We start from the raw sequence: 14,952 nt of genomic DNA on the forward strand, positions 1-14,952 counted from the left end.
GCGCCCATACGATCTCGCATCAGGCTCTCCAATGCGCCAAGATCATCCCCATTGCCTGCAAGGAGACGAAGTAGTAGGCCGCATTGATAAAGAACAGTTTCCAGGATTTTCCTTCCCAAGATACCGAACCGAACAATAGCGGGACGTAAAATCCGATCCAGGTAAATAAGGCCGCAAAAAATCCGTAAGTCCAGGAGGGCTGATCTGCCCCGACCTTCCAGGAAGAAGGACGCCAACTATCCACGCTGTGTGCCAAAACATAGGCGGTCAAAAAGGAACCGATCACCATCAGCGCCAGGGATTTCATCATCTGTTTTTGGTCCGGCTTCATGTCCTGGGGAAATCCCATTTCGGCGGCCCACATTTTCCCGAACAAGGGACCGTACCAAAGGAATCCGATGGCGACATTCGAAAGAACTCCGGCTAAAATCGCTAAATAATTTAAATGAATTTCGGGTTGCATAAAAGCCCTCTTATAATTCGACTCGGGACAGCTTTATAGCCTCTATTTGGCGAGAGTCAAGCCTTTATTCCACTTTCGAAAGTCTCTGAAACACGGGAGTTAAGTTTCGTATTCTTCCGCATTGGAGGAATGTGTAACGGAATAAAGTCTTTTCAAATACAATTGGGCGGCTTTATCGTCCGGATAAACCTTGATGACTCGATCGAAGAAATCCTTCGCTTCCGCATAGGAATTGGCATAAAAACATTTTACGGCTGATTCGTAATCGGACTTCGTCTTTAATTTCAAATCCTGAAATTCTTCCTCATCCCCGTCGATGATCTCGTAAACGGAAACGGGCTTCTGCTTTCCTTTGACCTTAACCCTGTCCAGAAAGCGGAAATGAAATTTTCCGCTGTCTTTGACCGCTTCCACGGTGCTCTCACTCACCGCGATTCTCGAACCGTAAATCTTGGTCAGGCTCTCGATTCTTGAGGCGAGATTCACAGTATCTGAAATCACGGTACCTTCCAATCGCTCCTCCGCCCCTATCGTTCCTAACATCAAAGATCCTGAATGAATCCCCACTCCGATCTGGATCGGGATATATCCTTGATTGTGCCTGTGTGCATTATATTCCTTCATGTACCTTTGCATTTCCACACCTGCAGCCACAGCATCCAAAACGCTCTTTTCGAACAATGCCATGATCGCGTCACCGATGAACTTATCGATGAACCCGTTATGCCTTTGGATGATGGGACTCATACGGCTTAAATAAGAATTGATGAAATTGAAATTCTCCGCAGGAGTCATGAGCTCCGATAAAGTGGTAAAAGACCGGATATCGCTGAATAAAACGGCCATATCCTTCTGGATCTGGTCCCCCAACTTCACGTCCAAGATCGATTCCTTGCCAAGATTCGCCAAAAAATCCCGGGGAACGAACCGCGCGTAGGATTCCGTAAGGATTTTCTGCATCTCCAGAGTCTTTGCCTGCGCTTCTTCCTTCTCCTTTTTGATCATATTGATTCGCGAGGCCAAGGCGAAAGAAAGGAGAACCACCTCCAAGCCCGCTCCGATCTGGAGACCGTAATTGGTAAGAAAAACGTCCGGAAGGATTGCGAAAGATTTCAAACCGTATAGTATCCCTCCCGAAAGCAGAGTAAGCCAAGCGACCAAGTAATATACGGCCGGTTTATAACCTTTTCTTAATACGTAAAATGCGCAGCCTAATATCAACGGGACGTTCAACATCGCGTAAACCGCAAGCATCCAGAGAATGGACGATATCTTAACGAAGATCGAAACGACCGTAAGCAGAAGACCTAAAACGCTCGAAACGATCAGCACCTTATCCGCCTTCGGAACATTCTCGAAAGTCATCAGGAAGTACCGGGAAAAAAGGATGACGAACACCGGTAAAAGCGGGATGAGGAACGTGGGAGCGTAACTAGCTAACCAAATCGAGTCGGGCCAGACGAACTGAAACGCCAATCCGTTGAGACTCATTTGAAGCAGGCCGAACGTGACGATGTATAAGACGTAAAAGAAATAGCTTAAATCTTTTACGGTAAAGAACAGAAACAGATTATAAAGAGCCATCACGAATATAAGGCCGTAATACAATCCGAATACGAACTGTTCCGTCGCGTTTCGGTTCGCAAAGGCCTTTTCGCTTAGGATCTGCATCGGAAGCGAAATAGTACTCTCCGATTCGATGCGAAGGTACAGAACGGATTCCTTTCCCGAGTCCTCTTCTCCGTGAAACGGAAGCTCGAATATGAAATTTCTATGATTGATCGCCCGCTCCGAAAAAGGCAATTTGTCTCCGGCTTTCATAACCGAATATCCCCCCTCGGACGGGACATATAAATCGACATGGTCTAGGACGGGATGGCTGATTTCCAAGTACCAGCTCCGTACTTTCTGGGAACGATTCCGAACGGGGATCCGTATCCAGTATGCATATTCCGTGATTCCGAAATTCGTCTTTTCAGGAACGGAAAAAACCGCGCTTCGCCCTCCCCCTCCGACGATATCCTCTATCGTTAGACTCTTGCTTTTGTCCACGTAGAAAGTCACCGCCTTGGAAACTTCGTAGAGATCTTTTTCATCATTCAATACGATTTCATTTCCGCCGGCAAGGAGAGGAATAACGGGGAAGAGAAAGACGAAGAATAGAACTCTGGCAATGGCATAAATCATATTATTTTTGAATTCCTAAAGCTTTCGAAATCAGCCGGTCAAAAACCCGAGTGGGTAAATATTTCGGAAGAATCGTATCCGTCAAGAAGCTACTTTTTAGAAAATACCTGGTTTTTGGGTGGTCGCTTAACAAAGCGTCCAGGGTTGCGGCGACCACCTTCCTCATGGGAACTCCCGATCTGGCTTTTTTTTCGTTTATTTGGATGAATTTCAAAAGGGAATCCCTGTATTCGGATCCGATGGAAATCTTATGTAAACCTTCGTTTATTTTGTCGGTTAACGGCGTTAAAATAGGTCCCGGAAGGATCGATATCACGTCGATCCCGTAAAGCTGTAGTTCGCGACGGAAACCGTCCGTCAATGCCTCCAGCCCGTATTTGGATACGGAATAGGCGGCGAGAAAAGGAAAGGTGCGTGTTCCGCTAAGAGAACTGATATTAACCACCCTACCCGGAGGCAGCTCGGAATTCCTTCTTCCTCCGATCAACGGAAGAAAGTTCTGAATCACGGTAAAAGGGCCGACGAGGTTGATTTCCAACTGATCACGAAAGGATGAAACCGGCATTTCGGATAGAGGTCCGGGAATTACCACACCGGCATTATTTACGATTCCTTTAAGTCCTTTGCCTTTAAGTGCTTTTGTTACGATTTCCGCCGATTTCCGAATCGCCGATTCGTCGGTAACGTCGAAATGCAAAGGAAAAAATCCGTCGCCGAACTTCTCCTTTAATGCCATTCCTTGCTCTTGGGAACGCAAACTACCGAAAACGTGAAAACCTTTTTGGACCAAGGCTTCCGTCAGCGCCAACCCGACCCCGGAATTCACACCGGTAATAAGTATAGAATCCATAGACACATTTTTCACAATTCGAGAACGCGTGCAAATTATTTATTGCTTTTTTAGGAAATTCCAATATTCATACCAGCCATGACTGGAATCGGCCACTTGTCTTCCGCTTTCTTATTAAAATCCAAATTCAAAGAGACGCCTATTTGGATTTTCCTCATCGGGGCCGAAGTAGTGGAACTGCTATGGGTCCTTCTAAATCTAAATCCTTTCGGATTTTCTCCTGCATTAGAATATATGAAAATTGAAATCCCCTTCCTGTATATCGGGGATATGAAATTGCTGAGCCAACAATATTCGCATTCCCTTTTCGGAGGAATCTTCATAGGGATCGTTTTCTTTTTTCTACTCAAGTTTTTCGAAAAAAATTGGACCCTCAATTACCTCCCTATCGCGCTTATCGTAAGCGGCCATTGGTGCCTCGACTTTCTAGTGCACGATCACGATCTACAGATTTTTCCCGTCACAGGCTCGGCAAAGGTCGGTCCTCTTTATTCCTTCGACCCGGCCGAACCCGAGCTGGGCATCAGCGCGACAGTACCTTTGCTCGGTTTCGCGATACAAGCCTGCTTTTCCTTACTTTGCGTTTACGCTTTCCTTAGAAATTTCCGTTTCACAAACCCGAAAGGAAAAAAAGTTTTCCTAATCGGAATCGCAGTTTTGAATCTTTTCGCCTTGCCCATTTTCATAAAAGGCTGCATGACCTTTCTGATAAAATCGGAGAACTGGATGGCCTTTATGGTATTAGCGGATATGGTTTTTTCCGGAGTCCTGCTTTTTTACCTTTCCAAAACTTCGGTTTCGAACACCGCCTAAGACCGGAACGGATTCCGATCTCGCGACACTTTCATTTCCGCGAATGGGATTTTATGAATTCCAGGATTTTCGGAAAAACGTCCTTATCGCTGTTTTTTCCCATCAAGGTATCCTGGTGTCCGTAACCCCTGGCGATGAACAGCTCGTTTCTTGCATTCGGCTTCAACCTTTTAAGAACATCATGCGCAATTATATTGGAATCCTTGAACACTTTGTTCTTATCCCCCGTAATGAATAGGATCGGAGTCGAGATTTCCGCTGCATATTCGAGATAGTTGTTGGGCAAAGAATCGTACGATTTGTTTAAGACTTCGTATTTCACGATCACTTTTCGAAAGACGGATTTCCGGATATGCCTATGATAGTTCATGGACGTCGCACCGAAAAGATCTCCGACCCGTCGGTGCGTGATCGAAGGTAGATTTTCGTGCTCATAGCAAGCCGGCCAGCCCGTCCCCCACATCAGACTTAGCATGTGACAAGCCGGATTATCGCACTCCGTATGGAACAAGCTGATGAATTTGGAAAAAAGTTTTCCTCTGGCCGGACCAGGTAGATAAGACCAGCGCGGATTTACGTTCGGAAAACGGAAAACATTCTCAATTAGGAACGGTGCGAATGCCAGTTTTATCTTCGACCAGGTAGCGACGTTCGGAGTCAGAGAGACGCTGTTGGAAGTCACGCTCGCGATGCCGTCTATTTTTTTGGAGAACAGACTCATAAAGAAAGTGATGGATCCTACGCAATGAACGATAAAATGAATTCTCTTTTCCTTTCCGACTTGCGATCTTATCTTTTTCACCGCCGCCGGAACATCGTATAAGGCGATGTCGTCCAGATTATAACGATGAGGAGTTAAATTGTACCCGAATCGTAGACTTCCCCTCCAGTCGAAACTCCAAACGTCGGTATATCCGTTTTCATGCAGATAGGTAACCAAATTCTTATGTTCGGGCATAATGAACATATCCGAAGAAGTGGTCAATCCGTGCATCAACACGACTACGTCCTTACATTCCTTTTTCTTAAATCGTAATAAGCTTAAGGAAAGTTTATCCTCCGTAATAACATAATGGGTAGTAACTTCGGAATTTTTTACACCTTCCAACGTAAATAGAGGGATTTCCCTTTCTTTCCAAAGTTCCGGTTCTGCCTTAGCCCAGTGAGCGGCATACACTTCCCAGAGATTTCCCGCGAACAATTCTCCGAACGTAAGCAGCGCGTTTTTTCTTTCCTCGAAAGTTTTTCCGTCCGAACGGAAGGTAGTCATCTGTTTGATGAAATCCAGCTCATGAATATGGAGAATACCTTCAGCGATCCTCACGGATTTCACTTCCAACTTTTCCTCTACGAATCCCTTGAAGATCCGGGTATAAAGGGTGGAAGTGTCGCTCCAGATGCGGAGAATCCCATCGTCCTTGACGATCTTATGCCCGCTCAACGTGTATTCCTCTCCTTTCGAATTCCTAAGGAAGAGCCTATATTGCATATTTTTAACGTTCCGGGAAGGAACTCCCTTATCTACGAAACAATTGAACGTCCCGTTGACCACCGCCAAACGACCGCCCAAAGCGGCACTTTCCACCCAGCCGATCGCCTCTCCGCGTTCGGCGGGATCATAGACAAAGAAAGCAACGTCTTTGATCCGTATCGTTAGATGAAACATCAGGTAATTCTTTTCCTTTTTCCCCGCCGTGTAAGAGTCTTCGTAAGATGCTTTCGGAGAAAAAGTCACATAACCTTTCATTTCTTCGGTGAACTCAAGACTGACTGGAGAAGGGAGAGAAGGTGCCGCTTTGGGTGCTTTTTTTCTAATCGTCATGATACTCGCATCCTATTTATCCGTATTAAAGCTTTGCCGACGGCTTTATTTTTGTAACCGCTTCCGCAACCCGTTCGGACAATGCGGAAATCGTCATGGACGGATTGGCGCCGACGGCGGACGGAATCAGACTCCCGTCCGCGACATACAATCCTTTGTAATGAAAGACCTGACCGTACGTTTTCGGATCGGAAGAGCAAACACCTTCTTGCGGGGAAGTTGCGAGAACGCATCCTCCGAGCGGATGAACGGTGACGTTGTTCCGTATCGGCCAAGCCCAAGTGGGGAGAGGAAAGTTAGATTCGGCTTTCGTAAAGGAAGCGAATTTTTTCGTCACTCCGAGAATCGAATCGTACAAAGACATACTGTTCTTCTGAGGCCAGAAAATCCCGAGAGATTTCCTTTTTTTATCCAGATACATTTCACCGTCCGATTTATCGATTCCCATACAAAGCAGAACGGCCGAAGTGTAGGAAATATCTCCTTTTAACGTCTCACCGATCAAAAATCCGATGCGACCGAAGATTTTTCCGTTTATGAAACGTTTGAAAATCTCGCCGGCCATTTTCAAAAAGAATCCGATCCTGAGAAACCATGGAATGGCTCCTTCCACAAAATACGAAGCGAATACCGGATAGCTCGCGTCTTCGAGAACGAATGCCCGATTAGAGTCATAATTTTTGAATAGATTATAATCGGTATATTGAGTAATGACAGGGCCGTAATTCGGATCGGCCGGATCTTTTCCCTTTATAACGAAAGAAAGGAAGTCTCCGTTTCCAGAAAACCGCTTACCGAGTCGATCCGAAATCGCCGGCAAAGTTTTGAACTGTTCCTTGCATTTCAGCAAAAGCTCCGTCGATCCCAAAGTGCCGGCAGAAAGTATCACTCGGACCGTATCCACCTGCCGCAGCGTATCATTGCCTAGGTCTACAAAATGTACCCTATAGCCGAATTCTCCCGTTGAGTTTGCATCCTCTCCGCCGTCTTTTCCCAAGGGCACGATTTTAACGACTAAATGTTCCGTTCGAATTTCGGCTTTGTATTTGTTCTCGGCAACGAAGAGATAATTCAAGTCTAACGTATTCTTCGAATGCGTATTACAACCGATATCGCACTCCGCACAATATGTACAGGAAGTCTGAACTGCTCCGAAACGGTTTTTTTCCTGTAGTCCTATATCCGACGGTTTCTTGAAATCGTTGCCGAAAAAGACGTTAATATTCGCCAACTTGGATTCTCGTCCTACGGATTTCGCGAACTTCTCGTATAGCTCCGTTCGAACCACCCTTCTTCTTTTCTCTCCGTTTCGGGGAATAGGACGGGAGCCGAGAACATCCTTTACTATTTTATAATAGGGATTCAGGTCTTTTCTCTTAGTACCGATAGGCCAACGTTCGTCGAAGACATGATCTGGGGGTTCCAGAAATACGTTCGCATAAATCAAGGATCCGCCACCGAGGCCCGCGGATAGAACGACGTCCATATTCGGATAGTTACGGATATCGAATAGTCCGGTCTCGTTTAGTTTTCTAAATTGCTTTGCTCGGTAAGGATTCGGGTCCGCGGGAATATTCCAGAAATTCTTGGACATGGCATGAGGCGAACGGGGAAAGGACCCCTTGGGGTATCTTTTGCCTCTTTCTAATATTAAAACTTTCTTACCCCATTTCCTGGAGAGCCTACAGGCTGTAATTGCTCCGCCGAATCCTGAACCGATGATGACCGCCTCGTACAATTGAAACACACCCCTAGTCTGGAAAAGTTTACTTATTTGTCTTATTTGCCCGATAATTGCAATAATTAATTGCCCTAATTTCTATATTTTGAATAAATTTCCCCCGGAGAATCTATGAGCCGAATCCAATATATCATCCTTTCGGACATACATCTGGGAGGTTATAACAGCTTATTAACCTATATCCAGGAAATCCCTCGGAATCCGAACGGTACGAGATACAACGTCGACGCGCAAAAAACCTCTCCGGTCCTGCGAGACTTGGCGGATTGTATCAAAGAAATCGTAAATTCGATTAACAAGGGAGGAAAACCGCAGATCATTCTGCTCGGAGACGTACTGGAATTGGCCTTAGGAGGACTCAACGACGCGGCCATGACGTTCGAACGTTTTCTCGAATGTATGTATAGCGGAAAGAACTCCCCCTTTTTCAACCAAATTCTGTATCTACCGGGAAATCACGATCATCATCTCTGGGAGACCGCGCGAGAAAAGCAGTACGCAAACTATATTTCCAAGCTAAAACCTAAGGATCATATTTCCGCACCTTGGCATACCACCAAGATGGTGGATCCTGATCTGATCGAGTCGGATCTCCTGACCGATCTATTCCGGAGAAATCACAAATCTAAACAAGGAAAGGTGATGATAGCCTATCCGAATTATGAAATTCGAGGAAAGAGCGGAAGGTCCATATTCCTGACCCACGGAAATTTTCTGGAAAACATCTACTCGTTGATGAGTTCCATCCAAAGAATTCTTCTCCCTGAACTAAGCGGACCGGAAGGGTTAAAGTCGAAAAAAAAATCCGGCTTCTTAAGTCGAATCGCGAGAATGCTACCGTTTCAGTCAGTACCGGAACCTAACCGACCCGATTCGATTTACGAACTCGAACACGAAAACTTCGCCTGGATCGATTTCTTTTGGTCCACGTTAGGCAGATCAGGAAAAGTCGGAAAAGGAGTCGGATTGATATATGATATGTTACAGGACGAAAAGGCTGTCGGAAAACTGAGCGATAACATTTCCGGATATCTATTACGAAAACTGAAAGTCTTTCCTTTCTTTAAAAGGATGGTAAGATACGCTCTTTCCTTTTTCCTGAAAAAAGCGATCCTGAACGTGGGACAGAGTGAAAGAGGAATGTCTGATTCGGTCCTAAGCCAGGAAGTGATCGAAAATTTGAACTTTTACCTCGAGACCATACTTCCGAACCAATGGAAAGCCGAGACGAGGCGCGAATTCCCGACGGATTATTCCTTTATATTCGGCCATACTCATAAACCGTTCGAAACTCTTTCGGAAGATCTAGGTTTAGAGATTCGATCCGTACCCGTTTATAACACCGGCGGATGGGTTGTGGACACCATTCATAAAATGAAGACGCACGGGGGTGCGGTTCTCTTAGTGGACGACGATGCAAACGTCGTTTCTTTTCACGCATATACGGAAGGTGATATTCGATCCTCCTTTCATGTTCCTGAAGGTTACCGGAATCCACTTTATACGGACCTACTTGCCAAAGTGAATTTGGAGGGTCGTAGTTTTAAGAAATTGTCGCAATCAATCGAGAGTGAAATCGAGCTGCGAAGAAAGGTGCTAAGGGCTCGGGTAGTGGAGTGAGGCCCCACCCTACTTTGGGTGGGGGCCGGTGCGGTGGTACCCCAATGCGGATAGCAGAAATTCTGAAAAATGAAAAGCGTTTTCTAGGAAAAGTTTGTGCAGGAGCTCCTGCAAGAAATTAGATAAAAATAAGATTTGCGTTAGAGAGACGCGAGCAGAGGGCCTACAGGCTTTTCTAACTAACCCCCATTAAATAAAAAAGGGAGGCAAATGCCTCCCCAATCCGATTCGGGATTCCGAGCGAATCGCAATCCGCTCGACCTTTGAAGGCCCGGTACGAAACCGGACCTGTACCAAAAACTTTTTACCAGCGATAGTGGCTGAACGCCTTGTTGGCGTCGGCCATCTTCCGGATATCTTCCTTTTTCTTGATAGCGGAACCGGTGCCTTTTTGCGCCTCGATGAATTCCGCAGCGAGTTTATTCGCCATTCCTTTTTCGTTCCTATCCCTGGAATACCGGATCAACCAGCGGATTCCCAGAGCCAAGCGACGTTCCGGACGAACTTCGATCGGAACCTGATAGGTAACTCCCCCGACCCGACGCGATTTTACCTCGACTTGAGGCTTCACGTTTTCGAGAGCTTCCTTGAAAGTGACGTAAGGATCGTTTCCTGTCTTCTTCTGGATCAATTCTAAAGCGTTATAAAACAGTTTTTCCGCTACGGATTTTTTACCATCCACCATAAGACAGTTGATGAATTTGGCGACATGCGCGTCCCCATAAACGGAATCCGGTTGGATCTTGCGGGGCTCGACTTTTCCTCTTCTTCTGGACATTCCCTATCTCCTCGTTACGCCTTGGGTTTCTTCGTTCCGTATTTGGAACGGCCCTTACGACGTTTATCGATACCTAGGGTATCCAAGGTACCACGGATAATATGATAACGAACCCCTGGAAGGTCTTTGACCCTTCCCCCGCGGATCAGTACCACGTTGTGTTCCTGCAGGTTATGTCCCTCGCCGGGGATATAAGCGGTCACTTCGATCCCGGTGGTCAAACGCACCCTCGCTACTTTTCTCATAGCGGAGTTCGGTTTCTTAGGTGTGAACGTGGTCACCCTAGTACATACACCCCTGCGTTGGGGGCTACTCTTGAGGGCGGGAGATTTAGATTTATTCTTCTGCTTCTTCCGGCCGTGGCGTATCAATTGGCTAATTGTAGGCATGAATCCCTTCTATTTTTAGGCGGGTGACGACCCGATTTTACCAGATCGTCAGTACCCTCTCCGTTGTAAATCTCTTTAGTTCTCCGTATCTTCCGGTATCGCAGGAGGAATTTCTTCCTCTTCTACCTCGATCGGCTGATCCAGATCTCCGTAAGTTTCCTTAAAGACTGCGACGTCCCGATACTTCCTCATCCCGGTTCCTGCAGGAATCATGTGACCGATAATCACGTTTTCCTTAAGTCCGAGAAGATTGTCCGTCTTTCCTTTGATCGCGGCATCCGTAAGGACCTTGGTGGTTTCCTGGAAGGACGCAGCGGAAAAGAAAGATTCGGTATTCAGCGACGCTTTGGTCAAACCGAGTAGAATCGGAACCGATTGTGCCGGAGACCCTCCCTCGGTGACGACCCTCTTGTTTTCCTCTACAAAGGAGAAGCGATCCACCTGTTGTTGGTTTACGAAAGAAGTATCGCCCGAGTCGGTGATCAATACTTTGCGCATCATCTGACGTACAACCACTTCGATATGCTTATCGTTGATATGCACCCCTTGAAGGCGATAAACCTCTTGGACCTCTTGGACCAGATACACCTGTAGAGCGGTAACACCCTTCACACGAAGAATATCGTGCGGATCCAGGTTTCCGTCGTCCAATTGATCTCCGCGTTTGACGAAGTCTCCGTGACGCACGCGAAGTTGTTTTCCGATCGGGATGGTGACCTTGACTTTGTCCATATCCGGGTTATCGGGAACGATATAAAGGACCCGTTTCTCTTTTACGACCTCTCCGTTATCCTCGATTTTTCCGTCCATTTCGGCCAAGGTAGTGGCATCTTTCGGACGACGCGCTTCGAAGAGTTCGTCTACGCGAGGAAGACCCCCGGTAATGTCCCGGGTTTTTTCCGCGACGGTCGGAATTTTGAAGAGAATGTCTCCCGCTTTTACCTTATCTCCGTTCTGAATGGATAGAATCGCATCCACCGGAACCAGATATTCTTCACGAGTTCCGCCGGTCGCAACTACGACTCTAGGCACGAGTTTTTCCCTACGCTGCTCGATAACCTTGTAAATGACGTTTGAAGTCTTGATGTCCTCGTCCCGGCGAAGGTTCTTACCCACTTCCAGATCGACCCAAGACGCGACACCCTCGACTTCGGTGACACCGATCTCGTTGTACGGGTCGAATTCAGCAAGAGCTTGGTTTGGCTCGGTGATATCGCTTACTTTGACATTCAGAGTCGTTCCCGTTTTAACAGGGACGACCGCCTCTTCTCCGAGGATCCGGAAGAGACCGTTGTCGATCTTAACCGTTCCTGGAGCTTCGGAAGTGACGTTTTCTCCGGAAGCGAGAGTCGCAACCAATTCGCCTTTGTCGACTTTCTGCCCGTCTTCCACCCTCAGGTTGGTAAGATCGGAAGTCTTGAACTGTTGGATCAATCTTTGGACTACGATGGATCCGCGGCGAGTAAAGACGATCCCCCGGTCCGAAGTGGAAAGAGTTCGTCCGTTGATTGCGTTTACTACTGCGCGATAACCGACTTTGTGTTCCTTTTCCTGGACCTTTGCGGAAGCCGCACCACCGATGTGGAAGGTACGCATGGTCAACTGGGTACCCGGCTGACCGATGGATTGCGCGGCGATGGTTCCGACTGCCTCTCCGATCTCCGCCGGAGTCAGACGAGCCATGTCCATACCGTAGCACTTTATACAAATTCCCCAACGGGCTTCGCAGGTAAGGGGAGAACGAACTTTGATTCTTTCGTAACCAAGGTTCTCCAGCTTCTGTCCCACTTCCCGGGTAATCAGGGTGTTTTTCGGATAAACCACGTCCTCGGAAACCGGATCGACGATGTCCTCGGCGGTATAACGGCCAAAGACACGATCGCTGAGGGAGACGATGACGTTCTCCCCTTCTTTAACGGTTCCTAAAGTGATGGATTCCTCCGTTCCGCAATCGTCTTCAGTAACGATCACGTCTTGGGAAATATCCACCAAACGACGGGTGAGATATCCGGCGTCCGCGGTTTTCAAAGCGGTGTCCGCAAGACCCTTCCGAGCTCCGTGAGTGGAAATGAAAAATTCCAACACGCTCAATCCTTCGCGGAAGTTGGAGCGGATTGCCAACTCGATGATTTCTCCGGAAGGTTTGGCCATGAGTCCCCGCATCCCCGCCAACTGACGGATCTGCTGTTTGGAACCCCGCGCTCCGGATGCCGCCATAATAAAGACCGGATTGTATCCGCCCTTGTCCTTTTCCAATTCCTTGAACATGGAGTCGGTGATCAGATCGTTGGTCTTAGTCCAGATCTCGATCACTTTCTTCTTACGTTCCTCGTTGGTGATGATCCCTTTCCGATACTCGCCGTCGGCACGCTCCACTTCCTTGTTCGCGTCGCCCACAAGGGTGACTTTTCCCGGAGATACGCGAATGTCCTCGATGGAGATGGTCGGGCTAAAGATCGTAGCGTAACGATATCCTAATTTTTTTATATCATCCAGCATCAGGACCGTTTGAGCCGGGCCGTACTTCTCGTAGACTTCGGCAATAATTCTATTGGTCTCCTTATCGGAAAGAGCACGGTTCACGTAAGGATATCCTTCCGGTAAAACCGTGTTGAAGATCAATCTTCCCGGGGTAGTCTCCAGGATTTTACCTTGGTGAAGAACGGAGACTTTGGTCCGATATTCGATCACTCCTCTATCGATCGCATAGATCACCTCGTCCAAATTCGCGAAGGACTTGAGGGGAACACCCGCTTCGGAGGGAAGCTCGGAAGTTAAATAATAAATTCCTAATACGATATCCTGGGTCGGACCGCAGATCGGGTGTCCATTGGCCGGATTCAGGATATTGTGCGGAGAAAGCATGAGCATCCATACTTCCAACTGAGCCTTAGGGGTCAGCGGAACGTGGATCGCCATCTGGTCACCGTCGAAGTCCGCATTGAAGGCGTGGCAGACGAGAGGATGCAACTTGATCGCCTTCCCTTCCACCAGAACCGGTAAAAAGGCTTGGATTCCCAAACGGTGCAGGGTCGGAGCACGGTTCAACATGACCGGGTGCTCTTTTACCACCGTTTCCAGAACGTCGAAGACCTCTTTTTCTTCCGCCTCGACTTTCTTCTTTGCGGACTTGATGTTCGGAGCCAAGTCCAAATCCACCAAACGTTTCATTATAAAAGGCTTAAATAATTCCAGAGCCATCTTCTTAGGAAGACCCATCTCGTGGTATTTCAGCTCGGGACCGACCACGATCACGGAACGACCGGAGTAATCCACCCTCTTACCCAAAAGGTTTTGGCGGAAACGGCCTTGTTTTCCCTTCAACATATCCGAAATGGATTTGAGAGGACGGTTTCCTTTCCCTTTTACGGTTCTTTTACGACGGCTATTGTCGAAAAGGGCGTCCACCGCCTCCTGCAACATCCGTTTTTCGTTCCGGACGATGATCTCCGGAGCTTTCAGAGCGAGAAGACGTTTTAGACGGTTATTCCTGTTGATTACGCGACGATACAGGTCGTTCAGGTCGGAAGTGGCAAAGCGCCCGCCTTCAAGCTGGACCATAGGACGAAGTTCCGGCGGAATCACGGGCACTACGTCGAGCACCATCCATTCCGGACGGTTTCCGGAATCCCGGAACGCTTCCAATACTTCCAGACGTTTCAGGATCCTTTTATCGGTGATCTTTTCCTTATCTTGGATCTTTTGGCGGATGATACGCGCTTCCGCATCGACATCTATGCGAGAGAGGAGTTCCTTGATCGCGTCCGCTCCAATTCCGGCTACGAACTTATCGCCGTATTCGTCCAGGTATGCGTGGTATTCCTCTTCATCGATGAGCTCTCCCCTATTCCTGCCGGTATCGGCCGGGTCGATGATTACGTATTTTTCGAAATACAGTACGCTCTTGAGTTGATTGATGGTCATGTCCAAGAGCAGACCCATGCGGGAAGGAACGGAGCGATAGTACCAGATATGGGACACAGGGGCCGCCAATTCGATATGCCCCATACGTTCGCGACGAACTTTGGAGTGCGTTACTTCCACCCCGCATTTGTCGCAAACCACTCCTTTGTAACGGATGGATTTGAATTTACCGCAGTAACATTCCCAATCCTTGGTGGTCCCGAAAATTTTCTCGCAGAACAAACCGTCTCTTTCCGGTTTCAAGGTCCGGTAGTTGATGGTCTCCGGTTTCTTGACTTCCCCGTAGGACCATTCCTTGATCCTTTCCGGGGAGGCTAATCTGATTGTAATGGATTCGAAGTCGTTATTGGATCTCATTCTACCCG

10 protein-coding genes are annotated in these 14,952 nt (G+C 47.6%); 2 read left to right on the forward strand and 8 right to left on the reverse strand.

The genetic code is table 11. The features are described 5' to 3' along the window. Window positions 1–19: 19 nt before the first annotated feature. The 3 genes from EHO61_RS00560 to EHO61_RS00570 form a co-directional block, all read right to left on the reverse strand. Complete coding sequence (locus EHO61_RS00560; protein ID WP_135811703.1) at window positions 20–463, reverse strand: DUF1761 domain-containing protein; 444 nt, start codon at window positions 461–463, stop codon at window positions 20–22. Window positions 464–562: 99 nt separating this feature from the next. Next, window positions 563–2,650 (reverse strand): 7TM diverse intracellular signaling domain-containing protein, encoded by a 2,088-nt coding sequence (locus tag EHO61_RS00565; protein WP_135811704.1) that lies wholly within the window; start codon window positions 2,648–2,650, stop codon window positions 563–565. Window position 2,651: 1 nt separating this feature from the next. After that, window positions 2,652–3,500, reverse strand: a complete 849-nt coding sequence (locus EHO61_RS00570; protein ID WP_135811705.1) for an SDR family NAD(P)-dependent oxidoreductase — start codon at window positions 3,498–3,500, stop codon at window positions 2,652–2,654. Between the two features lie 78 nt (window positions 3,501–3,578). Here EHO61_RS00570 and EHO61_RS00575 point away from each other — a divergent pair, with 78 nt between their 5' ends. Next, window positions 3,579–4,313, forward strand: coding sequence for a hypothetical protein (locus EHO61_RS00575; RefSeq protein WP_135811706.1), 735 nt, complete (start codon window positions 3,579–3,581; stop codon window positions 4,311–4,313). Window positions 4,314–4,344: 31 nt separating this feature from the next. Here the strand turns inward: EHO61_RS00575 and EHO61_RS00580 are convergent, their stop codons facing one another. Both EHO61_RS00580 and EHO61_RS00585 read right to left on the reverse strand, forming a co-directional pair. Beyond that, a complete protein-coding gene (locus EHO61_RS00580; protein WP_135811707.1) occupies window positions 4,345–6,135 on the reverse strand; it encodes an alpha/beta fold hydrolase in 1,791 nt (596 codons plus the stop codon). Between the two features lie 25 nt (window positions 6,136–6,160). After that, a complete protein-coding gene (locus tag EHO61_RS00585) occupies window positions 6,161–7,873 on the reverse strand; it encodes a GMC oxidoreductase (RefSeq protein ID WP_135811815.1) in 1,713 nt (570 codons plus the stop codon). A gap of 114 nt (window positions 7,874–7,987) precedes the next feature. On the opposite strand from EHO61_RS00585, the gene EHO61_RS00590 reads away from it, so the two are divergent. Next, complete coding sequence (locus tag EHO61_RS00590) at window positions 7,988–9,496, forward strand: metallophosphoesterase (RefSeq protein ID WP_135811708.1); 1,509 nt, start codon at window positions 7,988–7,990, stop codon at window positions 9,494–9,496. Window positions 9,497–9,800: 304 nt separating this feature from the next. Here EHO61_RS00590 and rpsG read toward each other — a convergent pair whose 3' ends face one another. The 3 genes from rpsG to rpoC form a co-directional block, all read right to left on the reverse strand. After that, window positions 9,801–10,274 carry a 30S ribosomal protein S7 gene (gene rpsG / locus EHO61_RS00595; protein ID WP_135811709.1) on the reverse strand — a complete coding sequence of 158 codons (474 nt, stop codon included), beginning with the start codon at window positions 10,272–10,274 and terminating at the stop codon, window positions 9,801–9,803. A gap of 14 nt (window positions 10,275–10,288) precedes the next feature. Continuing rightward, window positions 10,289–10,663, reverse strand: coding sequence for a 30S ribosomal protein S12 (gene rpsL / locus EHO61_RS00600; RefSeq protein ID WP_040510012.1), 375 nt, complete (start codon window positions 10,661–10,663; stop codon window positions 10,289–10,291). Window positions 10,664–10,738: 75 nt separating this feature from the next. Continuing rightward, the gene (gene rpoC, locus EHO61_RS00605) at window positions 10,739–14,944 is read right to left on the reverse strand and encodes a DNA-directed RNA polymerase subunit beta' (RefSeq protein ID WP_135811710.1); all 4,206 of its coding nucleotides are present in this window, start codon (window positions 14,942–14,944) and stop codon (window positions 10,739–10,741) included. Window positions 14,945–14,952 lie beyond the last annotated feature (8 nt).

It is taken from the genome of Leptospira fluminis (assembly GCF_004771275.1).
GTDB classification, from domain to species: Bacteria; Spirochaetota; Leptospiria; order Leptospirales; family Leptospiraceae; genus Leptospira_B; species Leptospira_B fluminis.

What these genes read in the sequence shown, in the direction of transcription:
- rpsL (WP_040510012.1), bottom strand. Translation starts at nt 10,663, where the DNA reads ATGCCTACAATTAGCCAATTGATACGCCACGGCCGGAAGAAGCAGAAG.
- rpsG (WP_135811709.1), bottom strand. Translation starts at nt 10,274, where the DNA reads ATGTCCAGAAGAAGAGGAAAAGTCGAGCCCCGCAAGATCCAACCGGAT.
- EHO61_RS00570 (WP_135811705.1), bottom strand. Translation starts at nt 3,500, where the DNA reads ATGGATTCTATACTTATTACCGGTGTGAATTCCGGGGTCGGGTTGGCG.
- EHO61_RS00580 (WP_135811707.1), bottom strand. Translation starts at nt 6,135, where the DNA reads ATGACGATTAGAAAAAAAGCACCCAAAGCGGCACCTTCTCTCCCTTCT.
- EHO61_RS00575 (WP_135811706.1), top strand. Translation starts at nt 3,579, where the DNA reads ATGACTGGAATCGGCCACTTGTCTTCCGCTTTCTTATTAAAATCCAAA.
- EHO61_RS00590 (WP_135811708.1), top strand. Translation starts at nt 7,988, where the DNA reads ATGAGCCGAATCCAATATATCATCCTTTCGGACATACATCTGGGAGGT.
- EHO61_RS00560 (WP_135811703.1), bottom strand. Translation starts at nt 463, where the DNA reads ATGCAACCCGAAATTCATTTAAATTATTTAGCGATTTTAGCCGGAGTT.
- EHO61_RS00565 (WP_135811704.1), bottom strand. Translation starts at nt 2,650, where the DNA reads ATGATTTATGCCATTGCCAGAGTTCTATTCTTCGTCTTTCTCTTCCCC.
- rpoC (WP_135811710.1), bottom strand. Translation starts at nt 14,944, where the DNA reads ATGAGATCCAATAACGACTTCGAATCCATTACAATCAGATTAGCCTCC.